The sequence below is a fragment of the Arthrobacter sp. PAMC25284 genome, from assembly GCF_019443425.1.
GTDB classification, from domain to species: domain Bacteria; phylum Actinomycetota; class Actinomycetes; order Actinomycetales; family Micrococcaceae; genus Arthrobacter; species Arthrobacter oryzae_A.
Genome location: NZ_CP080382.1, coordinates 2,884,183 through 2,907,112 on the forward strand (window position 1 = coordinate 2,884,183; position 22,930 = coordinate 2,907,112).

General features: G+C 65.6%; 16 protein-coding genes and 1 pseudogene. 5 read left to right on the top strand and 12 right to left on the bottom strand.

Features of this window, described 5'->3' with window-relative positions; translation table 11 throughout:
* Nucleotides 1-2: 2 nt before the first annotated feature.
* From KY499_RS13325 to KY499_RS13340, 5 genes and pseudogenes are all read right to left on the bottom strand, one after another.
* Nucleotides 3-1,544 (bottom strand): cell wall metabolism sensor histidine kinase WalK, encoded by a 1,542-nt coding sequence (locus tag KY499_RS13325; protein ID WP_123253745.1) that lies wholly within the window; start codon nt 1,542-1,544, stop codon nt 3-5.
* A 22-nt stretch (nt 1,545-1,566) separates the two neighbouring features.
* The gene (locus KY499_RS13330) at nt 1,567-2,232 is read right to left on the bottom strand and encodes a response regulator transcription factor (RefSeq protein WP_123253744.1); all 666 of its coding nucleotides are present in this window, start codon (nt 2,230-2,232) and stop codon (nt 1,567-1,569) included.
* 180 nt (nt 2,233-2,412) lie between these two features.
* The gene (locus KY499_RS18815) at nt 2,413-2,811 is read right to left on the bottom strand and encodes a DUF3179 domain-containing (seleno)protein (protein ID WP_375141150.1); all 399 of its coding nucleotides are present in this window, start codon (nt 2,809-2,811) and stop codon (nt 2,413-2,415) included.
* Nucleotides 2,812-2,842: 31 nt separating this feature from the next.
* Nucleotides 2,843-4,081: pseudogene (locus KY499_RS18310) on the bottom strand (DUF3179 domain-containing (seleno)protein); the annotation flags it as partial.
* Nucleotides 4,082-4,096: 15 nt separating this feature from the next.
* Nucleotides 4,097-4,591, bottom strand: a complete 495-nt coding sequence (locus tag KY499_RS13340; protein ID WP_123253743.1) for a thioredoxin domain-containing protein — start codon at nt 4,589-4,591, stop codon at nt 4,097-4,099.
* 141 nt (nt 4,592-4,732) lie between these two features.
* Between KY499_RS13340 and KY499_RS13345 the strand changes: the two genes are divergently transcribed.
* The gene (locus tag KY499_RS13345; protein ID WP_219885568.1) at nt 4,733-5,653 is read left to right on the top strand and encodes a 2-hydroxyacid dehydrogenase; all 921 of its coding nucleotides are present in this window, start codon (nt 4,733-4,735) and stop codon (nt 5,651-5,653) included.
* A gap of 10 nt (nt 5,654-5,663) precedes the next feature.
* Here KY499_RS13345 and KY499_RS13350 read toward each other — a convergent pair whose 3' ends face one another.
* Nucleotides 5,664-6,599, bottom strand: coding sequence for a serine hydrolase (locus tag KY499_RS13350; RefSeq protein WP_123253741.1), 936 nt, complete (start codon nt 6,597-6,599; stop codon nt 5,664-5,666).
* A gap of 200 nt (nt 6,600-6,799) precedes the next feature.
* Between KY499_RS13350 and KY499_RS13355 the strand changes: the two genes are divergently transcribed.
* Nucleotides 6,800-8,542, top strand: a complete 1,743-nt coding sequence (locus tag KY499_RS13355) for an ABC transporter ATP-binding protein (RefSeq protein ID WP_219887014.1) — start codon at nt 6,800-6,802, stop codon at nt 8,540-8,542.
* The gene (locus KY499_RS13360) at nt 8,539-10,581 is read left to right on the top strand and encodes an ABC transporter ATP-binding protein (RefSeq protein ID WP_308813045.1); all 2,043 of its coding nucleotides are present in this window, start codon (nt 8,539-8,541) and stop codon (nt 10,579-10,581) included. Before KY499_RS13355 ends, KY499_RS13360 begins: the two co-directional genes overlap by 4 nt.
* A gap of 222 nt (nt 10,582-10,803) precedes the next feature.
* Here the strand turns inward: KY499_RS13360 and KY499_RS13365 are convergent, their stop codons facing one another.
* The 4 genes from KY499_RS13365 to KY499_RS13380 form a co-directional block, all read right to left on the bottom strand.
* Nucleotides 10,804-11,325, bottom strand: a complete 522-nt coding sequence (locus KY499_RS13365; protein WP_258190774.1) for a DUF309 domain-containing protein — start codon at nt 11,323-11,325, stop codon at nt 10,804-10,806.
* Nucleotides 11,326-11,703: 378 nt separating this feature from the next.
* The gene (locus KY499_RS13370) at nt 11,704-12,894 is read right to left on the bottom strand and encodes an EAL domain-containing protein (RefSeq protein WP_219885569.1); all 1,191 of its coding nucleotides are present in this window, start codon (nt 12,892-12,894) and stop codon (nt 11,704-11,706) included.
* Nucleotides 12,895-13,462: 568 nt separating this feature from the next.
* Nucleotides 13,463-14,074 carry a hypothetical protein gene (locus tag KY499_RS13375; protein ID WP_219885570.1) on the bottom strand — a complete coding sequence of 204 codons (612 nt, stop codon included), beginning with the start codon at nt 14,072-14,074 and terminating at the stop codon, nt 13,463-13,465.
* 88 nt (nt 14,075-14,162) lie between these two features.
* Nucleotides 14,163-16,211, bottom strand: a complete 2,049-nt coding sequence (locus tag KY499_RS13380; RefSeq protein ID WP_219885571.1) for a bifunctional diguanylate cyclase/phosphodiesterase — start codon at nt 16,209-16,211, stop codon at nt 14,163-14,165.
* Between the two features lie 183 nt (nt 16,212-16,394).
* Between KY499_RS13380 and KY499_RS13385 the strand changes: the two genes are divergently transcribed.
* Nucleotides 16,395-17,717, top strand: coding sequence for an ISL3 family transposase (locus tag KY499_RS13385; RefSeq protein ID WP_258190775.1), 1,323 nt, complete (start codon nt 16,395-16,397; stop codon nt 17,715-17,717).
* 876 nt (nt 17,718-18,593) lie between these two features.
* On the opposite strand, the gene KY499_RS13390 is transcribed toward KY499_RS13385, so the two are convergent.
* Nucleotides 18,594-18,809, bottom strand: a complete 216-nt coding sequence (locus KY499_RS13390) for a hypothetical protein (protein ID WP_219885572.1) — start codon at nt 18,807-18,809, stop codon at nt 18,594-18,596.
* 233 nt (nt 18,810-19,042) lie between these two features.
* The gene (locus KY499_RS13395; protein WP_219885573.1) at nt 19,043-19,222 is read right to left on the bottom strand and encodes a hypothetical protein; all 180 of its coding nucleotides are present in this window, start codon (nt 19,220-19,222) and stop codon (nt 19,043-19,045) included.
* Nucleotides 19,223-19,261: 39 nt separating this feature from the next.
* On the opposite strand from KY499_RS13395, the gene metH reads away from it, so the two are divergent.
* On the top strand, nt 19,262-22,903 hold the full coding sequence (gene metH, locus KY499_RS13400) for a methionine synthase (protein ID WP_219885574.1): 3,642 nt from the start codon (nt 19,262-19,264) through the stop codon (nt 22,901-22,903).
* Nucleotides 22,904-22,930 lie beyond the last annotated feature (27 nt).

The following is a 22,930-nucleotide window of genomic DNA, read 5'->3' on the forward strand; positions in this document are numbered from 1 at the left end:
AATCAGATCCGGATCCCCGCGTCCTGCAGCGGGATCCGGATCAGGAAGGACGAGCCGTGTCCATATTCGGACTCCACGGCCGCCGTGCCGCCATGGGCCTGGGCGATGGCGGTGACGATGGCCAGGCCGAGTCCGGCGCCTTCCTGTCCGCGGCCCGGGTGGGCCCGGCCGAATCGTTCGAAGATCCGCTGCTGGTCCTCGACGGCGATTCCGGTGCCGTCATCGCGGACCCACAGCAGGAGCGTATCCGCCGCGGCCAGCGGGGCGCCGTCCGGCGCCGTCGGGCCTTCCACACTGCAGCCCAACCCGATGGTCGAGCCGGGCCCGGTGTACTTGACGGCGTTTGCGGCGAGTTGGACAAGCGCCTGGGTGAGCCGCTGGGGGTCAGCTTCCACGAGGTAGTCGGCAGTTTCGTCGAGGTGCCAGTTCCGGTGCGCGAGGACATGGACCTTCTCCATGACCTGGTGCAGGAGCGCGCTGGTCCGGATCGGCTCTTTCCGGAGGAAATCGGGATGGCCGGAATTGGCCAGCAGGAGCAGATCGTCGACCAGACGCTGCATCCGGTCCACCTCGTCCAGGAGCACGTCGCGGGTGGCGATCACATCCGCCGGGTCATCGACTGCCACCAGTTCGAGGTGTCCGCGAAGAATGGTGATTGGCGTCCGGAGTTCGTGGCCGGCGTCGTCCAGGAACTGCTGTTGTTGCTGGGCGCCTTCATCGAGCCGCTCCAGCATCGTGTTAAAAGTCTTTGCGAGCAGCGTGACGTCGTCCGCCCCGTCGCGTACTTCCACCCGCTGGGTGAGGTCCTCGTGGCTGACCACGCGGGTGGCCTCGCGCAAGCGCCGCAACGGATCCAGCAGCCGTCCTGCGATCACGCTCCCGATGGCCGCAGCCGCGAGCAGCGTCCCGAGCGCGACCAGCACGTAGGTCCGGACCGAGGCGAGGTTGTGTTCCCATTGGTCCCCGGCGTCCCGGCCGACGAGCAGATACGTTGAGGGCGGCCCGGCCGGACTGATCAGCGGGACCACCACGACCCTGAGCGGACGTCCCGCCAGATCGAACTCGCCGAACGCGGGGCCGTCCGGGTCCCTGAGCCCGGCGGCGGCGGGGAACAGCGCCTCCATCATGAGTTTGGAGTGCGGGCTGCCTTCCACGGTCCAGGCCACGCCTCCGTTCACGATGCCGGCCATAACTTCATTGCTGCGGGGCTCGATGTCTTCGGCGACCTCGTGGAGTCGCCTGCTCTCGGAGTCTTTGCTGTTGGTGCCGTTGACGGTCACAATACGCACCAGCGAGGTGGCCTTGTCCAGGATGGCCTGGTCAATTTTGGCTTCGGTGTCCTCGAACTGGATGGTGAAGGCGATCAGACCGGAACCCGCCAGGCCGGCGAGCATCATGCCCACCATGGCGGCCACCACCCGGAAACGCACGGAATGGATCTTTGCGGACCAGCCGGTAGCGTCCTGCTCTGCGGGCCGGGGCGTGATGTCCAGCGGCTCGGGTGTGATGCGGCCTACGCCGGGCCGGTCTTCGATGGACGTCACGGCATCCCCTGTCCGTAGGTCTCTAGCCGAGGCGGTAGCCTGCGCCCCTGGCGGTCACGATATGGTCCGGGCCGATCTTCTGCCGCAACTGGCGCACATAGACGTCGACGACGTTGGAGGTGCCATCGAAGTCATAGCCCCAGACGTGGCTGAGGAGTTGCTGCCGGCTCAGGATCTGTCCCGGATGGTGCAGGAACATCTCGACCAGTGCGAACTCCCGGGCCGAGAGTTCCACTTCTTTCGCGCCGATGCTGACGGTGCGGGTGTGCAGGTTCAGCTCAAGCGCCCCGTACCGGATGGTGTTCCCTGCTGCCGGATCCCCGCCGTCGGCCGGGCGCAGCCGGAGCCGGATCCGCGCCAGCAGTTCCTCGAAGCGGAACGGCTTGACCATGTAGTCGTCGGCGCCGTTGTCCAGCGCTGTCACGGTGTCGGCCGGGGCCGCACGCGCCGTCAGGAAGATGACGGGAATTGTGGCCTGGTTGTGGCGGAGCGCGCTCAGCACGGTGAACCCGTCGAGGCGGGGGAGGCCGACGTCCAGCAGCAGGAGATCGAAGTCGCCGCTGGAAGCGTAGTCCAGGGCCGTGACTCCGTCCCCGACCACGGTAGGGGCATAGCCAGCTGCCCGTAGCCCCTTCTCAATGAATCGGGAGATGCGGTCTTCATCTTCGGCAATCAAAATGCGGATCACAGTGGACTCTGTTGGACGGCTGACTCAGGGCGGAGGCCCCCAGCAGGCCTTGGTGGACCCGGTCTTCGGGCAAAAACGAACGACTGGTGCGGTCTTCTTATCCTGCCCCTGGTTCGGCGCCCGCGCCACCCCTGTCTGCGGGCGTTTCTCAGCTGAATCTCAGCAAGCGATCCCGCCGGGCTATCCCGTCCGCGGGTCGTAGACCACACCCGCGTCCTGGTGCTGGACCGCCCAGCTGAACCACATCTCGAAGTAGAACGGGATCGTGGTGTTGTCCGGTCCGGTGATCTCCAGGTTGCTGTCTGCCTTGGTCAGCGTGACGGTCTTGCCTCCGACGTCGGTGGTGTAGCTCCGGCCGTTCTCCAGGGCCAGCCAGGGCGCGGCCGCCGGGGTGCCGTCCACGGTGAAGGCGACGAAGATGTCCTTGGCGAAGTACCGGGGATCGTTGAAGCTGGGACGGAAGATGAACCGGTCGTCCTGGTCGTAGCCGCCGTAGGGGTTGGAGGCGTAGTCGCGCCGGTGGCCGGTATTTTCGCTGAGGATTGTCGCCGAGGGGTGCTGGGGCCTTGATCTCGCCAACGCTCAGCAGCTGGAATTTGTGCAGCGCGAGTTGCTGGCCGAAGTGGGTGCCGGCGAGGGCTTTGCCCGTGCTTTGCTGCCACAGGGTCTCGGTGCTGCGGTCAAACATCACCAGGTTGCTCTCCAGCAGGGCCCCGCTGACCCCGAAGGTGGTGGCTTCGCCGCCGGGCAGGACGCCTTCGTAGACGATGGCGCTGCCGCACAGCGGGCAGAACGTCACGGCGACGGGTTCGCCGTCGATGGTGTCGTTGACGATTTCGTGCCAGACCAGGATGTTGTAGGGGTAGGCCTTGATCTCCGTGCTGCCTTCGAGCAGCAGCGCCTGGACACTGTCCGGCCGGGTGAACTCGGAGACAGGCACAAATGCGGGGTTGTCCAGGGCCGGGATGCCGTCCTTGGCCGGTCCGCCGCTCAGGACGTTGGCGATGGCGGGATCGGCGCGGCTGAAGTCCGTGGTGGGGAAGGACTGGCGAAGGAAGTTCGGCACGTTGGCGACGTCGGTGCCGCCGCCGTCGGTGCTGCCGGTGCTGCCGGTGCCCTGCTGGCCTTGGGCCGAGTCGATGAAGCCACGTTCCAACGCCACGGTGCCCAGGAAGCCGCGATCGATCAGCCAGGTTTCAATCGTGCGGATCTGGCCGGAGGCGATCAGCAGGCCCACGAGGACCAGGAAGACGCCGAGGCCGCGGCGGAACCTGCCGTTGGGGTTTGTCGCCCAGCCGAGGCGTTTGGTCACTTTGCGCCCGCCCAGGGCCACGAGCAGCAGGACGGCGGCCAGGCCCACCGTGTACGCGGCGAGGTTGCTCAGGCCGACGGTGAAGTTGGCCGGGAGGACGGCGGCGAGGATCAGCCCGTAGGTGGGGCTGCAGCTGGTGAAAGCCGGGCCGAGGGAGAAACCCAGCAGCACGTTGCGGGAGGTCCCGGTGCGGGTCGCCGTGCCGGCGGACAGCCGGCCCGAGGCTTCGTGGAGTTTGAGCCCTTCCGCGAGCCGGTCCCAGATCCGCGGGAAGGCGAGCGAGGCGCCGATGAAGGCCACCAGGGCCCCGGAGATGATCAGCCAGACATTGCTGGGAACGCCCAGCAGCACGGTGGTGGCCTTGATCAGCAGGGTGAAGAGCACCACCGAGACGGCCAGGCTGGCGATGATGATGTACGGCGCCCGCCGGTTCTCCTCGGCGGCCGACCCGGCGAGGACCACGGGCAGCAGCGGCAGGACACAGGGGGAGAGGACGGTGAGGATACCGGCGAGGAACGCGAGGGGTAGGAGCTCCATGGCGTGCCGCCCGGGCTAGCGGATTTCCTTGACGAGGGCGTTCAGGTCCCGGCTCAGGTTCCACTTGGCGATCTGGGAGCCGTCCGGCCGGACCTGCACGAGGGTGTGCTGGAGGGTCACGCCATATTTCTGCTTGAGCGCGGTCTCGGAGTCGTAGTCCACTTTCAGGATCTTGACGCCGGCGGGGATGTTGGCGGCGTTGGCCTCAATGTCGGAGGCGAGCAGTTTGCAGGTGGAGCACCATGTGGCGTGGAAGAACAGGACTACTTTGTCCGTCTCCGACGCCGAGGACACAGCTTCGGGGGTATACGGGGTGTAGGTACCGGCCTGGGCTGTGCCCGCGGGCTGCCCGGCCCCCGCCGCGGCGGAGGCCGGAGCGCTGGGCTCTGCGGCTGCGGTGGACGTTCCGGGCGCGGTCCCGGCCGTTGTCCCGGCAGGGGCGGCGCAGGATGAGGCACCCAGGGCGACGAGGATCCCCGCAATTGCGACGGCCAGGACTGGTCTCTTCACGGGATGCACCTTTCCGCGACGGCGGATGGGTCCGGCGTCTTCTGCTATCACCGTAGCAAGGCCCCTGCCCGGCGTTCTGTGTCCCGGCACACAGAACGCCGGCCGGCTTGTTCTGCCGGCGGCTCGATTAGGCTGGCACCCATGAACCGGAAGATCACTGTCAGCCTGCCGGATGCGTCGCTGCGCGAGTTCCTCCAGCCGCACCCGGACGTCACCGTTCTCGAATGGGACTTCGCCGGTGAGCCGCCGCAGTCCCGGATCGACATTGCGGTGCCTCCCTACATGGGCGGTCCGCAGCCCCTGCGGAGTCTGGAGGCTGTGGAAACGGCGCTGGTGCAGAGCCAGTCGATTGGTTACGACGGGGCCGTGGACTTCCTCCCGGCCGGCCGGGTCCTCGCCAACGCCGCCGGGGTCCATGAAACCTCGACGGCGGAACTGGCTCTTGCCTTGATCCTCGCCAGCCAGCGCGAATTCCCCCGCGTGCTGCAGAACCAGCAGGAGGGCCGGTGGGATGCCCGGCCCACCGCCAGCCTGGCCGACCGCCGCGTCCTGATCGTCGGCTACGGCGGCGTGGGCAAGGCGATCGAGGACCGGCTGCTGCCCTTCGAAGCCAGTGTGACCCGGGTGGCGAGCCGGGAACGGACGGACGGGCGGGGCCACATCCACGGCATTGCCGGGCTGCACGCGCTGCTGCCGGAGCACGACATCGTGGTGGTGGGGGTTCCGCTGAGCGATGCCACCCGGCACCTGATTGATGACGCCTTCCTCGCGGCCATGCCGGACGGTGCCCTGATCGTGAACGTTTCCCGGGGGCCGGTGGCGGACACGGATGCCCTGGTCCGGCACACCGCCTCCGGACGGATCCGTGCCGCCCTTGACGTCACCGATCCCGAGCCCCTGCCGGAGGATCACCCGCTGTGGCGGACCCCCGGCGTGATCATCAGCCCGCACGTGGGCGGGGCCAGTTCGGCGATGCGGCCGCGGATGGGACGGCTGCTCCAGCGGCAGATTGAGCTCATGCTGGCGGGGGAGCCGCCGGTGAATGTGGTGCTGAACGGCTGAGGCGCCGAAGTCAGAGCCCGAACAATGCCCCGGTGATTTCCTGGGTGAGCTGGTGGATGAGGTCGATGCGGGCGTCGCTGTCGGCGTCGTCGGGACCCCAGGTGTAGATCACGACGGCGTAGGTGTGGCCGCCTGCTTCGAGCAGGGCGGCGTCGTGGACGTAGCCTTCGACCACCCCGTACTTGTGGTGGACCGTGATGCCAGGGTCGAGGGCGGCCGGAATGAGGTCCTCGTCGTTGGTTTGCTGCATGTAGCCCAGCAGCTCCGCGGTGTGTCCGGCGTCGAGCAGCTTGCCCGTGGCGAGCCGCTGCAGCAGGAGCGCCATGTCCTGAGGGGTCAGGAGGTTCTCTTCCGGGTCGTAGTCGATGCCGAGGGAGGTGGCGTAGGCGGTCAGTTCGGGGTAGCCGATGTCCCGCATGAGCAGCAGCCAGGAATCGTCGCTGCTGGTGTTGACCATGGCCTGGATCTGGAAGGCGGCGTCGAAGGAACCCAACGGGGCGTCCAGGGACTTCTCTCCGGTTTCCACCAGGTGGTAGTAAGCGGCCGCCGTGAGGATTTTCGCGGTGCTGGCCGCGGCGTAGGCGGCGTCGTCGCCATAGGTCTGCGGTGTTCCGCCGGCGGTGTCCGTGATAGCGACGCCAATCCGGTGGTCGGGGTTCTCTGCCACGATCTTCTGGATCCCGGCGGCAGGGTCGACGGCGGTGTGCGGTGCGGCCCCGGGTGCAGAGTCGGCCACCGGGCCGGCGGCCTGCTTCGATTGGCCGTGCGGCATACCCGCCAGGAAGCCCGACGCCGGAACCGGCCCCGTGCGGACCGCGGCAAAGGTGAGGACGGCGGCCAGGACCAGTAAGGTGGCGGCCAGGGCCACGAAAGTGTTGCGCCGGCCGGTGCTGGGTCGGTCGTTGCTGGCCGGTGGTGCGGGCCGGTACGGTCCTCGGTAATTCATGCGGCGGGAACTTTCGCTTCAGGCGGGGGTTTCCTTGAACGTTAGCCGCCGCAGCGGCGTTTCCACGGAAGATGACGGGGTGTTCCGGGCCCGGCTGGATTTCCCCGCCTGGATTCCCCGCCAACGATTGCCCACAGCAACCGGTCGTAAACTGGCTCTCGAACCACTGTGTGTGGGTGGACCCCTGGGCGGGAGGCCGGATGCTCTGGAAACTGCTGGTCGAATACCTGCGGCCGCACCGCGGGCTGCTGCTCGCCGTCGTCGTCTTCCAGCTGGCGCAGTCCATCGCATCCCTGTACCTGCCCACCCTGAACGCGGACATCATCGATGAGGGCGTCGCGAAAGGGGACACCGGGTACATCCTGCGGGTCGGGACCCTGATGCTGGTCATCACCGTGGTCCAGATAGCCTGCGCCGTCACGGCCGTGTACTTCGGTGCGAAGGCCGCCATGGGGGTGGGCCGGGACCTGCGCGGCGCCATCTTCACCCGGGTGGGGGCGTTCTCCGAACAGGAGGTCACCCGCTTCGGCGCGCCGTCCCTGATCACCCGCTCCACGAACGACGTCCAGCAGGTCCAGCAGCTCGTGCTGATGGGCGCCACCCTCATGGTCGCCGCGCCCATGCTGAGCATCGGCGGGGTGATCATGGCGGTGCGCCAGGACGTGCAGCTGTCCTGGCTGATCGCCGTGAGCGTGCCGGCGCTGCTGGCCGCCGTCGGGCTCATCATCACCCGGATGGTGCCGCTGTTCCGGCTCATGCAGGCCCGGATCGACACCGTCAACCGGGTCCTGCGCGAACAGCTCACCGGCATCCGGGTGGTGCGGGCCTTCGTCCGGGAGGACGTCGAGACCGCCCGGTTCGGGAAGGCCAACGCGGACGTCACGGACACGGCCCTGCGCGCCGGCCGGCTCATGGCGCTCGCGTTCCCCACGGTGATGCTGGTCCTGAACGTCTCCTCCGTGGCCGTGATCTGGTTCGGCTCCTTCCGGATCCAGGACGGCTCCATGCAAGTGGGCACGCTGATCGCGTTCCTGAGCTACCTCATGCAGATCCTGATGTCCGTCATGATGGCCACGTTTATGGCGATCATGATCCCGCGCGCGGCCGTCTCCGCGGACCGGATCGGGGCGGTGCTGGGCACCGAGTCCAGCGTCCGGCCGCCGCTGAACCCTGTCGGGTTCGGTGCCGGCCGGACCGGGCGCGGGGAACTGGAACTGCGCGGCGTCGGCTTCGCCTACCCGGGGGCCGACCAGCCCGTCCTGGCCGGGATCAGCTTCACCGCCCGGGCCGGGCAGACGACGGCGATCATCGGGGCCACCGGCTCCGGCAAAACCACCCTGGTGAACCTCATGCCGCGGCTTTTCGACGCCACGGACGGTGCCGTCCTGATCGACGGCGTGGACGTGCGCGAGCTGGACCCGGACCTGCTCTGGGGACACATCGGCCTGGTCCCGCAAAAGCCCTACCTGTTCTCCGGGACGGTCCGCAGCAACCTGCTCTACGGCAAACCCGACGCCACCGAGGACGAGCTGTGGCGGGCGCTGTCCATCGCGCAGGCGGAGGGCTTTGTCCGCGAGATGGAGGGCGGCCTGGACGCGTCGGTCTCCCAAGGCGGCACCAACGTTTCCGGCGGGCAGCGGCAGCGGATCGCGATCGCCCGGGCGCTCGTGAAACGGCCCGAGCTGTACATTTTTGACGACTCGTTCTCCTCGCTGGACACCGCCACGGATGCCAGGCTCCGGCAGGCGCTCCGGAGGCACACCGCCGGGGCCACCCTGGTCATAATCGCCCAGCGCGTCTCCAGCATCACCGACGCGGATCAGATCCTGGTGCTCGACGGCGGCCGGCTCGAGGGGCGCGGCACGCATGCGGAGCTGCTGGAGACTTCGGAGACGTACCAGGAGATCGTGAACTCGCAGCTGGCGGCGGAGGAGACGGTATGAGCCGCACCGAGAAGGCCACGACGCCGGCCGCCTCCTCGTCCGCTGGTGGCGCTGGGGGCGCTGGTGGGGGCAACGGGTCTGGCGGCAACGGCGAGCGGATTCCGCGGCCGGCCGGCGGACCCGGGCGCGGCGGCCCGTTCGCGGGAATGAATATTCCCGCGGAAAAGGCGATGCGCTTCGGCCCCTCCGCCAAGCGGTTGCTGGGGGAGCTGCACCCCGAGCGGCTGTGGCTGACGCTGGTAGTGGCGCTCGCCGTCGTGAGCGTGACGTTCTCGGTGATCGGACCCCGGCTCCTCGGCGAGGGCACCAACCTGATTTTCGCCGGTGTTGTGTCCCGGGACCTGCCCGCCGGGGTTAGTAAGGCCGAGCTGCTCGCGCAGTTGCGCGCGTCGGGGGAGAACCAGCGGGCGGACATGCTCAGCGCGATGACGCTGACGCCGGGCACCGGGATCGACTTCACGGCGCTGTCCACTGTGCTGCTGTGGGCGCTCGCGCTGTATGTGCTGGCGTCGGCGTTTATGTGGATGCAGGCATACATCCTGAACGGAATCGTGCAGCGCACCGTGTACCGGCTGCGGGAGCGGATCGAGGCGAAGATCAACCGTCTGCCGCTGCGCTACTTCGACTCGGTGCAGCGCGGGGAACTGCTCAGCCGGGTCACGAACGACGTGGACAACGTCTCGCAAAGCCTGCAGCAGTCCATCAGCCAGGCGGTGACCTCGCTGTTGACGGTGCTGGGGGTGCTGGTGATGATGTTCCTGCTCTCGCCCACGCTGGCACTGATCGCGCTCGTGACGATTCCCCTGACCCTCGTGACCACCGCGCTGATCGCGAAGCGTTCGCAGAAGCTGTTCGTGGCGCAGTGGAAGCACACCGGCGAGCTCAACGGCCAGATCGAGGAGACCTACACCGGGCACGCACTCGTGAAGGTCTTCGGCCGGCAGCGCGAGGTGGAGGAAACATTCCGGCAGAAGAATACGGAGCTGTACCAGGCGAGCTTCGGCGCGCAGTTCGTGTCCGGGCTGATCATGCCGGCCATGACATTCATCGGGAACCTCGTCTATGTGGGCATCGCCGTGGTGGGCGGCCTGCAGGTCGCTATCGGGGCGATGCAGCTCGGCGATGTTCAGGCGTTCATCCAGTACTCGCGGCAGTTCACCCAGCCGCTGGCCCAGCTGGGGTCCATGGCGAACCTGCTGCAGTCCGGCGTAGCCTCGGCCGAGCGGGTGTTCGACCTGCTGGACACCGAGGAGCAGCTGAGCGACCCGGACTTGGCGTTGACGCCGGAGGTGACCCGCGGGCGGCTGGAGTTCGAGGACGTCTCGTTCTCCTACTCGCCGGACAAGCCGCTGATCTCATCGTTGAACCTGGTGGCCGAACCGGGGCAGACGGTGGCGATCGTCGGCCCCACGGGGGCGGGGAAGACGACACTGGTGAACCTGATGATGCGCTTCTACGAGCTGGATGGAGGCCGGATCACGCTCGACGGCGTGGACGTCACTGTGATGGCCCGGCACGAACTGCGCTCGCGGATGGGCATGGTCCTCCAGGACACGTGGCTGTTCGGCGGGACCATCCGGGACAACATCGCCTACGGCCGGCCCTCTGCTACCGAGGCCGAGATTCTGGAGGCGGCGAAGGCGACCTTCGTGGACCGGTTCGTGCACTCCCTGCCGGACGGCTATGACACCGTGCTCGACGACGAGGGGTCCAACGTGTCCGCGGGGGAGAAACAGCTGCTGACCATCGCCCGGGCGTTCCTGTCCCGGCCGTCGGTGCTGATTCTGGACGAGGCGACTTCTTCCGTGGATACCCGGACCGAGGTGCTGGTGCAGAAGGCGATGAGCGCGCTGCGGTCTGACCGTACTTCTTTTGTCATTGCGCACCGCCTGTCCACCATCCGCGACGCCGACCTCATCCTGGTGATGGAAGCCGGCCAGATCGTGGAGCAGGGGACGCATACGGGGCTTCTGTCGGCGGGCGGGGCGTATGCGGCGCTGTACGAGGCGCAGTTCGCGGCTCCCGTGGCGGAGGTTTAAGGGCGCTGGATGGCCAGGCGGGACCATCACGTATCTGGATGGAATTTTTCACGCCGAAGAGAGCCCGGAATGGGTTGCGGCCGGGGACCGTCCAGGGAAGTCGACGGCCGTACAGAGTGCCTCACTGCGGCCGGGTCGCCTTGTGGGGGACGTTGCTGGTCAAGGAACTCTCAGCGGCCCCGACATAGTCCCGCCGCCGCCGCTTGTATGCTGGCCGCGAGTTCAGCTTCCGGTGCGCAACCGGTCGCGTGCGCATTCCACAACGGCGGACAAGTCGATCCCGTAGACCGCCCCTTCGCCGGAACCGTACTCCTCGAGTCGGGAGGCCCCGCGTTCGACGAGCCGGAGCGCACCGATGCTGTTCCCCCGGGCGGCGTGTGTGAGCCCGACGCAGATCTGGGCGAGACCCTGCCAAAGGTTGCGTTCTTCGGCCGGCCCGGCTTTCCAGCGGGCCTCGAGGACCTCATGGGCGGCGAAGGGCCGGCCTGCTTCGACCAGGCTCCGGGCCGAGGTAAGCGTCTGCGCCGGCGGCAGCGGCTCTTCCGAGACGGGCTCGACGCCGGCGTTTCCGTACGGCAGCGGCTCTTCCGAGACGGGCTCGACGCCGGCGTTTCCGTACGGCAGCGGCTCTTCCGAGACGGGCTCGACGCCGGCGTTTCCGTACGGCAGCGGCCGTCCAAGGGCGTCACGCGGCCGGGCCTGCCGAGGGCGACTGGAAGCATCACGATCTCTGTCACCGGTCACTGCCGCTTCCACCCCGGGCGTACCTGGACCTTGCCAACATTCATGTGCCCCATGGTATGACCGCACCGGACCGAAAGTAGCTCCCGCCCGCCCGACACGGACGAAACCTTTGACCAATCGATAAGACTCGAGATGACGCGGTCCCAACTTGTTGTGTGTGCTTCGGGCGCCCAGTTTCCGTACTTTTGCCCGACGTCCGCGGATGTCGCGGGCCGTGACACCCGGCACGGACGCAGTCCGCCCGCACGCGGGGTGCACTGGGCAGGAGGAAGGGCCGCGGCCGCCTTGGCGATCGCCTGCTCGCGTGATTCCGGGAGTTGGAGTCCCGGGCGCGGTTCGGGCTGGCCGGCGGCTCGGTCAGGAAGGTGTTGGACAGGCCTATGCATGGAACAGGTCTGCGGGATCAAGGGTGGGGCGTCCCAGCAGGTAGCCTTGGGCGGCGGTGATCCCGAGCTCGCGGGCGGTTTTCAAATCCGGGGTGGTTTCAACGCCTTCGGCGACGGTTGCGGCGCCGAGGTCCTCGGCGAGGGCGGTGAAGGCCCGAACGGCGCTGCGGCGCGAGCGGTTTAAGGCCATGCCGTTGATGAGAGACCGGTCGATCTTGATAATGTCTGGACGCAGTTCCACGATGTGGTGGAGGGAAGCGTAGCCGGCTCCGGCATCGTCGATAGCCAGGCGCAGTCCTTGTTCGCGCAGGGGCGCCAGGCTGCGCCTGAGCGTCTCGTAGCTCTCCACGGCAGCGGTTTCCGTGACCTCAAGGACGATTCTTCCCAGGTCCAGATCGGGCCGGTCGACGGCCCGGCTCGACAGCTCGAGGGCGGCGGCTGGGCTCAGGTTCACGGCGAGATACTGGTCGGTGGCCAATCGGGGAAGGACCGTGATCGCGCAACGCACGGCGAGTGCTTCGAGGTCGACACCCAGCCCGGCGGCATGGGCGGTCTGGAAGATGACGTCGGGGGGACCGGCCGAGAACCGTGATAACGCCTCAAGTCCAAGCCGCCGGCCGTCGTGCAGGTTCACTATCGGCTGGTAAGCGATCGCGATTGACTGTGTGGTCAGGATCCCCGCAATGAGTGAGCGCTCCTGGTTCAACCGGTGTTGGCTGTCCAGCTCCTCGACCAGCACTTCGGCCAACAGCGCCATAAAGCCCACATCCCGTGAACTCAACGACTCGGCGTTGTGACCCAAACAGCAGAATGTGCCGTAAAGGCTTCCATCCGAGAGGCGCAGGGGAACACCGATATAGCTGCCGATACGCCGGTCGATGGTCGTGGCCAGATCCCGTACCACCGGTTCCGCCGCGCTGTCCGGTACGGCATTGGGAATATGCCCCTCAACCATTTTCTGGCAGTAGGTGGTCGGCAACTCAGGTCCGTCGCCAAGGGTGATTCCGAAGGATTCCGCGTCGCCGTCCGCTGCCCGGTAGATCTGTTTGTCCGAAGTGAATTGAGAGAGGAACGAGACTTCCATCTGCAAATGGGTCCTGGCCAGTTCCAGCACCCGCTCGATTTTCAGGGTCACCAGCCCGGCCAGAGCACCGCTTGATGGCGTGACAACTTCGGTGTTCATGTGTGGCCCCCCGACCATCGGCGGATGCCTCGGCATGAGATCCGTTGCGGCAACCATAGTTCATGCCGGATGGCAGCATAAACGCATTACGAATTATCGGTAATTTGCCGGACTCATCGGATTCCTCTTCTAGCGGACGTAACTTAGGCTGTCGGAATGCTGCCGTTCCAACCCGGCGAGAATCCGTAGGGAACGAGGTCGGTGCCGCCGCCGAGGTAGCCGGTTTCATCCGTCCTCTAAACCGGACCGACGGCCGTGCCGGGCTTTCTTCTGACGGACGCCGGCATGCGGACAATTGTCGAAGTGACGCCGGGGCAATTTCAGACCTCGTGCCGCGGCCAGGACGACGTCCGGTCTGCGGTGCATCCGATCCTCAGTGTGTTCCGTGAGCGTTCCGGACGACGGGCCCCTGACCCTGGCGACGGCTCTTTGGCCGGTTCTGTCGGCCCCGGCAACCACGGGGCTCGAGCATTTCCGCGTATAACCCCCGACACTGTGGGCAGCGTTGGTGTTCTGTCCCCTTCCAGGGTGCTGGTTCCTCTTCTTATTGGATTGGACCGGCCCGAAGTCATGTCTGACGTGCGGATCCGGCGGCAAGGCGTCCGAGGATGGGCCGTGCTAGGGGGCCGTGGATGAAATGCAGGAGTGTCCGGGGTATGAGGTTGGACGGGCGGGTCGTGCTTGTATGAACGTCGGTGGTGGAAATTCCATAGGGGACTTTGCTGCGTTGGTGCGGAGAGGCAGGTGCGGTGGCCGGGCGGCTGGGGGAGTGTCCTATTTGATCGAGCAGGTCTTCCATGGAGTCCAAGTGGGAGGAAAAGATGAAGACCCAAGGTTGGGTGTGCGCGTGGACGACCACTTCCGGAAGTGTCGGTTCGTCCGACATGCCCCAGGCCTGGGACAGTGCATCGGCGGCGAGGGTTCGTGCCAGACCCGCAGTGCGGAGCTCGTCCACTTTTCGTTGGAGCCTGGCTGGTATCGCGGGATTTCCTTGTTCCGGCATCTGGGTTGCGCGTTCGTTTAGGATTCCGAGCAGTTCTGTCAGGTGCCGACGCTCGGTCCATAGCGCGGCGGAGAGATCATTCGCCTCCGGGTCTGCGCGCCTGCGTGGCGGTAATCCGGAGCGGCGGTCATGGGGTACTTCCGGAACGCCGCGGGCGCGGATTTTGCATTCGGTCATTGGATGGTTTCCTTTTCCTTCCGGCTGGCTGAGAGGTCCGGATCTTGAGTGGCAAACCGGCCCGGAGGTGCCGGGGCAGTGGGGCCGGTCAAAGTTTTTCTGCTTTCCCGGCGTGCCCGTCGCCGGTCGTTTGGATGGTGAGCCATTGGAGAAGTTCGGCTGAGGAAGCGAGATGATCGCCGAGGGCGGTGTGTTGTTGCCGGTGCCAGTGTTCTGCTTTGCTGGCTCCGATGTGGTTCAAAAGCTCTGTCATGGGGCAGGCGCCGGCTGGTCCGGTGTGCGGGGCGCCGAGCCGGGCGAACTGCCAGTGGTAGGCAAGTGCTCCGGAGAGTGTACGCATAAGCCCAGAGCGGTTTGGCGGGGTGAAATCCGTAATCCAGGGCGGTACATCGGCGGCCGGTAGAGGCCGAGTCAGGTGGTAGCCCTGGCCATAGGGGATTCCGAGGACGGTTGCGGCTTCGGTGATTCCGTCGTCTTCGAGGCCTTCGGCGATGACGTCCCAGCCCATGTTTTGACCCATCTGGGCCATCGTGGCCAGGAATGTCATGGTGGGGATGGGGGATGTACGGAGTTGGCTCAGGATTCTGTGGTCAATCTTGACGGTGCTGAATGCTAGAGCGGTCAGTCGTCGAAGGCTGCTGTGGCCGGCGCCCAGATCATCCATGGCCAGGCCGACGCCCAGTGCCAATATTGCGGTGAATGCCTGGCTCTGGGTTGCGTCGTCATCGATATGGTCTTCCAGGACCTCGAGTATGAGGCGGTGCGGGGCAATGTTGTGTCGTTCCAGGGTGGACGTGATCCAGTGTGCGCAGTCAGGGTGGAGAAGGGTCGAGGGCGAGACATTGACGCTGACCCTGAGATGGCGCCCGTCGAGGTCCCAGACACCAAGCTGGCCTAACGCCAGATCCAGTCCGGCCTTGAAGAGCTGGTCAAAGTCCTGGGGGGTGAGCATCGGCAGGAAGTCGCCCGGCGACAAGATGGTGCCGTCTTCAAGCCTGAGTCGGGCCAACGCTTCCAGGAACCGGAGATCCCCGGTGCGCAGATCGATCACGGGTTGAAACAAGAGATGCAGTCCTCCGTTGAAGAGCCTCCGGTGGTAGATATGCGAGTCGTATACGGATCTAACTTTTTCCTCTGCGTTTCGGTCTGGTTCGGCTGTGCCCGGCTGCAGCGTTCTGCCGTCGGGTGCAGTCGGTGGCGTGGTGTCCAAGTGCCACCAAGGATCGCGGACGTCGTTGCCGGACTTGAGGTGGTGCAGGGCAGCATCAGCGCGCCGGAAGACGGCATTTCCGGGTTCCTGACCGGGTGGCAACAACGTGATGCCCAGGCTCATTTTTAGCGTGACGCTGATGCCGGGACCGGGACCGGGGCTGAAGGCGGTGTCCACTGCTTCGTGAAGGCGGGCGAGAATGGGCTGAAGTTGTTCGCGGGCGTGGCGCAGGTCCAGACCTTCGATTACTACGACGAACTCGTCTCCGCCCCGGTGTGCAAGAAAGTCTGTTGCGCGCAGCTTCCCCCGAAGACGACGGGAGAACTCGGTCAGGATGGCATCGCCTGCCTCGTGGCCGAAAGTGTCATTGATGGTTTTGAAGTCGTCAAGGTCGATGACGCCGATCGCTGAATGTTCTGTGCCGGTGACGATGCGCCGGGCAAGTCCGGAAAGATGACGATCCAGTCCGGTGCGGTTGGAAAGCCCGGTGAGGGAATCGTGAAGGGCTAGAAACTGGAGGCGTTCGTGAACCTTCCTCTGGGCCGTGACGTCGCGCTGGACACTGACAAAATTCGTTATCCTGCCGGTGTCGTCCCGTAAGGGAGAGACCGTGAGTGCGTTCCAGAACGGGGTGCCGTCTTTACGGTAGTTCAGAACCTCGCCCCGGAAGCTCCCACCGCGGAGAAGGCTGCTCCGCAGTGCGGCCAGAACGATCGAATCGGTTTCCGGGCCTTGGAGGAGCCGGCAGTTCCGTCCCGACACTTCCTCCACGCTGTATCCGGTGACTGCGGTGAACGCAGCGTTTGCATACAGGATGCGCTGATTTGCATCGGTGATGAGCGATCCCTCGGAGATAGCGTCCAGGGCACGACCGAACAGGCGCTGAGGCTCCGGCCCGGACATACCCGTGGGACGGCCCTGCCGCATCCGCCCGGCCTTCCTCCCGCCCGGAGTCACGGCGTACCTCAAACCGGCCCTTCGTCTCTAAGCGTGGTTGGGTCCGGCTAGGTTTTCGGGTTGGGGCTATTCCGGCGTGGCATCGGGAGAGATGCGTCAGGGCCTCTTTGAATTGGTAGCGACCAAGCTTCCAATTTCAAATGAGACCCCGACTTGTCCCACTCTACTTCCTGCTCCGGCGGGTCGTGGTGTGAACGTGCCGACGCCCTTTTGGGTGTCCCGGGCGTGCACATCACCTCCGTCACCAAGGCCGCCGTCGGCCTGATCGTCCACGTCGAAACCGATCAAACCATCAATGGTTGCCCCGATTGTGGTGTCGTCGCAGTGGGCCACGGCCGGCGGCAGATCCGTCTGCATGACATCCCGTGTTTCGGCCGACCTGCCCGGCTGATCTGGGCCAAACGGGTGTGGCGTTGCCCCGACGAACACTGCCCCAAGAAGGTCTTCAGCGAAGAACATCCGCTGGCCGGGAAGCGGGCGATCCTGACCAACCGGGCCGTGCGCTGGGCCGTCGATGCGCTGGAGAAATACGACGCCTCCGTCTCGGCCCTCGCCCACCAGCTCGGCGTCTCCTGGCGGGCGCTCTGGAAGGGCATCGAGGCCGAAGCAACCCGCCGGATTGGAAGGCCCGAACGGCTCGCGGGCATTGACGCCCTCGGCGTGGACGAGCACGTCTGGACACACACCGGGTTCCCCGGCACCGGCATGGTCACCGGCATCATCGACCACACCCGCGACGCCCACGGCAACGTCCACGCACGGCTTCTGGACCTGGTGCCTGGCCGGTCCGGAAAGGCCTACGGGGACTGGCTCAAAGAACAAGGCTCTACCTTCACCAACGGCATCAAAGTCGCCACGTTGGACCCGTTCCGCGGCTACGCCAACGCTATCCGCGACGAACTCCCCGAAGCCATCACCGTGGTCGACGCGTTCCACATCGTGAAGTTAGGAACAGGCATGGTTGACGACGTACGCCGCCGGGTCCAGCAGGACACTCTCGGTCACCGGGGACGGAAGGACGACCCGCTTTATGGCATCCGCAGAACCCTGCAGCAAGGCATAGAGTCCCTCACCGAGAAACAAGTCGCCAGGCTCGAAAAAAAGCTCGAGGCCGGCGACCCGAACAGCGAGGTGACCATCGCCTGGCACTCCTATCAAAAGCTCCGGGCCGTCTACCACGCCCGCCCCGAGAAGGGACGGGCGCTCATCACCGAGATCCTCGCGAGCTTCCCTACCTGCCCGATCCCGGAGATCGCCAGGCTCGGGCGGAGCCTGCGGGCATGGAAGACAGCGATCTTGGCGTACTTCGATACCGGCGGAGCCTCGAACGGCCCCACCGAAGCCGTGAACGGAGTCATCGAAACCACACGCAGAATCGCCCGAGGCTTCCGCAACTTCAAAAACTACAGAATCAGAAACCTACTCGCCGCCGGAGGACACCGCCCCTACCGAAAGAAAACACCCAACCACGCTTAGAGACGAAGGGCCCTCAAACCTTGCCGCCAGAAAAACCCGACTCCGCACTCAATGGACCCATTTTAACCTCCAGTCTAGAAACAAACCTCGGAAATACCAAAAATTTACTGTGATGTGACAAGCGATTACTCAAAGTCAAATAATCAATTTGCTTATGAAAATCAGCTTGTGGTCAGGCTGCTTATTAGTGCAAGCCTGTGTTCAAATATTCGACGCGCAGGGTTTCCTCGCAGAAGGTACTCGATCTTTACGCTCACACTGGGGTGACCAACAAATAAGCCGTGAATCCAAGGGGGTGGGATGCCAAAGTAAAGGGGGGAGGGGGCTCCGCTGGGAGGGGATAGTAAGCGGAGCCCCCATGCTTTCGACAGGGGACACTCTCGAAAGCATATAAATAAAATAGCTCTCAATCTCAACGCGACCAAAAATGTGAAAGGTGATTTTAGTCATACGCAAACAGCTGCCGGAGGGCAATGTTTACAGGAGAACTATAAGTATTCACAAGCCAGTCACTTGCGGTAATGCGCCTAATTGCTTTGTAAAGTTATTCAGGATTGACGGATGAGACGACGCAGCGATATTCGATGCATTGCTGATATTTTGAGAAGCAAGGGCGGCGAGTTCGGTTCAGCTCTTATGTCCCGCTGGGCCCGCTTGCGACGGGGACGGCTTGGTCGGAGGTTATCGGTTCCTTCGACGGGTACGTCGTCGTCACCGCGGAATACAACCACTCCGTGCCCGTGCCCGTGCCCGTGCCCGTGCCCGTGCCCGTGCCCGCGGACGATGGCTGAAGGGATGCAGACCGCGCCCGGGCGTGTCCGCTAGGGAGACTTGTTACCGCACGGACCAGTCCGGTAACGAGGCCCGCGACGACGGTCACCGGCTCGGCTGCTCCCAGGTCTCGCCAAACGGAACCGTGTCACTGAGTTCGAATGTGTACCGGGCAGGATCATGCCGGGTGACCCTAATGCCGGCAGACCCACGGGTCAGTGCTGCTTGCCGGAGCACGGCCTCCGCCTCGTTAAGCAGATCGTAAAGTTCTTCGGCCCTGTCGATGTGGACTTCCAAAGACTCGATCGTCTGACTACTCATGGTGAACACTTTCTTGTGACATGGACCGCTAAATTGCAACCACTCTGACATGAACAAGCGTTCAAGTCAATTGTTTTTCAAGGCTTCTAAGGGGATCTCGTGATGCGCGCCGTGGGACGTCTTTGCCCCTGCAGCAACAGCAGGTGCTGGATGGCTGTTGCTGCAGGGGCAAGTCGTGGTGCCTGTAGTTGGTGCATAACCGCCTGGTGGGGGCAGCAACGGACCAGGGCCGCTTAGAGGTCCCTTAGTGAGGACATCGAGCCGTGAGCGGTGAAGAAGCCCATGCCGTAGTCGGGGGTCTCGAAGGTGATTTCTGCTTCCTTGGGGAAGAACAGGACGTCGCGCTCTACGCGCCTCAGCAGTTGCCACTGGGAGGAGCGAGCTATGCCACTGCCGTCGTAGCACACGGACACACAGCGCACCGTCTACGCCCCCACCCGTAACCTGTTTAGATGCCTCGTTTCGCGCTTGATATCGACACCGTTCCCCGTCCCGTCCGCGCCCAAGCACTCCTGGACGCAGTGAACAACAGGGTGGTCATTGCCGACGGCGCGATGGGCACCATGCTGCAGAGCCGGGACCTCTCGCTGGAAGAAGACTTCCTGGGGCTGGAAGGCTGTAACGAGATCCTCAACGCCACGCGGCCGGATGTCCTCGCCGACATCCATGACGCCTACTTCGCGGTGGGCATCGATGCGGTGGAAACGAACACCTTTGGTGCGAACTGGTCAAACCTCTCCGACTACGGCATTGACCACCGGATTGAAGAGCTTGCCCGGAAGGGCGCAGCGATCGCCCGCGAGCGCGCGGAAGCGGCGGAAAAAACAGACGGACGGATGCGGTGGGTCCTGGGTTCGATGGGGCCGGGCACCAAGCTCCCCAGCCTCGGACACACCAGCTACGACTACCTCAAGCAGACCTTTGCCCTGCAGGCCGAGGGCCTCATCGACGGGGGAGCGGATGCCTTCCTCATCGAGACCAGCCAGGACCTCCTGCAGACCAAAGCCGCGGTCAACGGCTGCAAGCAGGCCATCGTGTCCCGCGGCGTCCGGCTCCCGATCTTCGTCGAGGTGACGGTCGAAACCACCGGCACCATGCTGATGGGCTCCGAAATCGGCGCCGCACTCACCGCGCTCGAGCCTCTCGGCGTCGACGCCATCGGCCTGAACTGTGCCACCGGGCCGGATGAGATGAGCGAACACCTCCGCCACCTCTCCAAGCAGTCCTCCGTGGCGATCGCCTGCATGCCCAACGCCGGCCTTCCCGTCCTCGGTCCCAACGGTGCGCACTATCCGCTCTCGCCCACCGAACTCGCCACCGCCCACGAGCAGTTCGTGCGGGAATTCGGCCTGGGCCTGGTGGGCGGCTGCTGCGGTACGACGCCGGAGCACCTGGCCGCCGTCGTCGAACGTCTTGCGCCCTTCCGCACCAGCCAGACGAGTGCCAGCAGCAACGGCAGCGCCCGCGTCCCCACCGAGCGCGAAGCCGGCATCGCGTCCCTCTACCACCACGTGAATTTCGACCAGGAGTCCGCGTACCTCGCCATCGGCGAGCGCACCAACGCGAACGGCTCGAAGGCGTTCCGCCAGGCGATGCTCGACGAGCGCTGGGACGACTGCGTCGACATCGCCCGCGAGCAGGTCCGCGTCGGCGCGCACCTGCTGGACGTGTGCATCGACTATGTGGGACGCGACGGCGTGGCGGACATCAAGGAGGTCGTCTCGCGTTTCGCGTCGGCCTCCACCCTCCCGCTCGTCATCGACTCCACCGAACCGCCCGTGCTGCAGGCCGGGCTCGAACTCATCGGCGGCCGCCCGGTGGTCAACTCCGTCAACTATGAGGACGGCGACGGCCCGGAGAGCCGCTTCGCGCGCATCATGCCGCTCGTGAAGGAACACGGCACCGCCGTGATCGCCCTGACCATCGACGAAGAAGGCCAGGCCCGCACCACCGAGGGCAAGGTCGCCATCGCCTCGCGCCTGGTCGATTCCCTCGTGGGCGAGTGGGGGATGCGGGTGGAGGACATCATCGTCGACGCCCTGACCTTCCCCGTTGCCACCGGCCAGGAAGAGACCCGCCGGGACGGCATCGAAACCATCGAGGCCATCCGCCAGATCACCGCGAAGTACCCCGGGATCAACACCACCCTCGGCGTCTCCAACGTGTCCTTCGGCCTGAACCCGGCGGCACGGATCGCCTTGAACTCGGTGTTCCTGCACGAGGCTGTGCAGGCGGGCCTGACCAGCGGCATCATCGACGCCGCCAAGATCGTGCCGCTCGCCTCCCTGCCGGAGGAACAGCGCAAAGTGGCGCTGGACCTGGTCTGGGACAAACGCGAATACGACGCCGACGGCAACGTCACGTACGACCCCCTGGCGAGCATGCTGGACCTCTTCGCCGGCGTCGACACCGCGGCGCTGAAGGACCAGCGCGCTGCGGAACTCGCGGCGCTGCCCACCGGCGAGCGCCTGCAGCGGCGCATCATCGACGGCGAAGGCAAGGGCCTCGAAGATGACCTGGACCTAGCCCGCAGCGAGGGCATGACCGCGCTCGGCATCATCAACGACCAGCTGCTCGAGGGCATGAAGGTGGTAGGCGAGCGCTTCGGCGCCGGCGAGATGCAGCTGCCCTTCGTGCTGCAATCCGCCGAGGTGATGAAAAATGCGGTCGCGCTGCTCGAGCCCCACATGGAGAAGTCCGATTCCTCGGGCAAGGGCACCATGGTGATCGCCACCGTGCGCGGCGACGTGCATGACATCGGCAAGAACCTGGTGGACATCATCCTCACCAACAACGGCTACAAAGTCATCAACATTGGCATCAAACAGGGGATCGCCGAGATCATCGCCGCCGCGGAGGAGCACAACGCCGATGTGATCGGCATGTCCGGCCTGCTGGTGAAGTCCACCGTGGTGATGAAGGAGAACCTCGCGGAATTGCAGTCCCGCGGCCTCGCGAAGAAGTGGCCGATCGTCCTCGGCGGTGCAGCCCTGACCCGCGCCTACGTGGAGCAGGACCTGGCGGAACAGTTCGATGGCGTGGTCAGGTACGCCAAGGACGCCTTTGAGGGCCTTTCGCTCATGGAACCGCTGGTGAAGGTGGCCCGCGGCGCCGACCCGGACGACGTCGGCCTTCCGCCGCTGAAGAAGCGGATCCACAAAGGCGGCCCGAAGTTCACGGTGACCGAACCGGAGGCCATGCCCGGCCGGTCCGACGTCGCCGCCGACAATGCCGTGCCTGCGCCGCCGTTCTGGGGCACCCGCATTGTGCGCGGCGTGGCACTCCACGACTACGCGGCCATGCTCGACGAGCGCGCCACGTTCATGGGGCAGTGGGGGCTCAAGCCCGGCCGCGGCGAGGACGGCGCCTCCTACGAGGAACTGGTGGAACGCGAGGGCCGGCCGCGCCTGCGGTACTGGCTGGACCGGATCCTCGGCGAGGGGATGCTGGATGCGTCCGTCGCCTACGGCTACTTCCCGGTGGTCACCGAGGGGGAACAGGTGGTGGTGCTCCACCACGGCGAGGACCCCGACGGCGTCCTCGGCACCGCGGGTCTGCTCGCCCCCGACGGCGGCTCGGGCGGCCCGCTCGGCACCGAGCGGCTGCGCTTCGACTTCCCGCGCCAGCGCCGCGACCGGCACCTGTGCCTGGCCGACTTTGTGCGGTCGCGCGAATCGGGCCAGGTGGACGTCCTGCCGGTGCAGCTGGTCACCGCCGGCGCGAAGATTGAAGAGTTCACGTCCAAAATGTTTGCTGCCAACCAATACCGCGACTACTACGAGCTCAACGGCCTGGTCATGCAGCTCACCGAGGCGCTCGCAGAATTCTGGCATGCACGCATCCGCACGGAGCTGGGTTTCGCCGCGGAGGAGCCCAAGGACAAGGCGGGGCTGTTCAAGCTCGACTACCGCGGTGCCCGGTTCTCGCTGGGCTACCCGGCCTGCCCGGACATGGAGGACCGCCGCAAGGTGGTGGAGCTGCTGAAGCCCGAGCGGATGGGTGTGGTCCTGAGCGATGAGCTGATGCTGCACCCCGAGCAGTCCACCGACGCGTTCGTGTTCCACCACCCGGAGGCGAAGTACTTCAAGGTGTGAATTGGGGTCTGAAACGACCTTTTGTGC

Bases quoted from the DNA above. Each gene is read 5' to 3' on its own strand.
- KY499_RS13345 (WP_219885568.1), top strand. From the start codon at position 4,733: ATGAACCGGAAGATCACTGTCAGCCTGCCGGATGCGTCGCTGCGCGAG.
- KY499_RS13350 (WP_123253741.1), bottom strand. From the start codon at position 6,599: ATGAATTACCGAGGACCGTACCGGCCCGCACCACCGGCCAGCAACGAC.
- KY499_RS13355 (WP_219887014.1), top strand. From the start codon at position 6,800: ATGCTCTGGAAACTGCTGGTCGAATACCTGCGGCCGCACCGCGGGCTG.
- KY499_RS13360 (WP_308813045.1), top strand. From the start codon at position 8,539: ATGAGCCGCACCGAGAAGGCCACGACGCCGGCCGCCTCCTCGTCCGCT.
- KY499_RS13370 (WP_219885569.1), bottom strand. From the start codon at position 12,894: ATGAACACCGAAGTTGTCACGCCATCAAGCGGTGCTCTGGCCGGGCTG.
- KY499_RS13375 (WP_219885570.1), bottom strand. From the start codon at position 14,074: ATGACCGAATGCAAAATCCGCGCCCGCGGCGTTCCGGAAGTACCCCAT.
- KY499_RS13380 (WP_219885571.1), bottom strand. From the start codon at position 16,211: ATGCGGCAGGGCCGTCCCACGGGTATGTCCGGGCCGGAGCCTCAGCGC.
- KY499_RS13390 (WP_219885572.1), bottom strand. From the start codon at position 18,809: ATGAGTAGTCAGACGATCGAGTCTTTGGAAGTCCACATCGACAGGGCC.
- metH (WP_219885574.1), top strand. From the start codon at position 19,262: ATGCCTCGTTTCGCGCTTGATATCGACACCGTTCCCCGTCCCGTCCGC.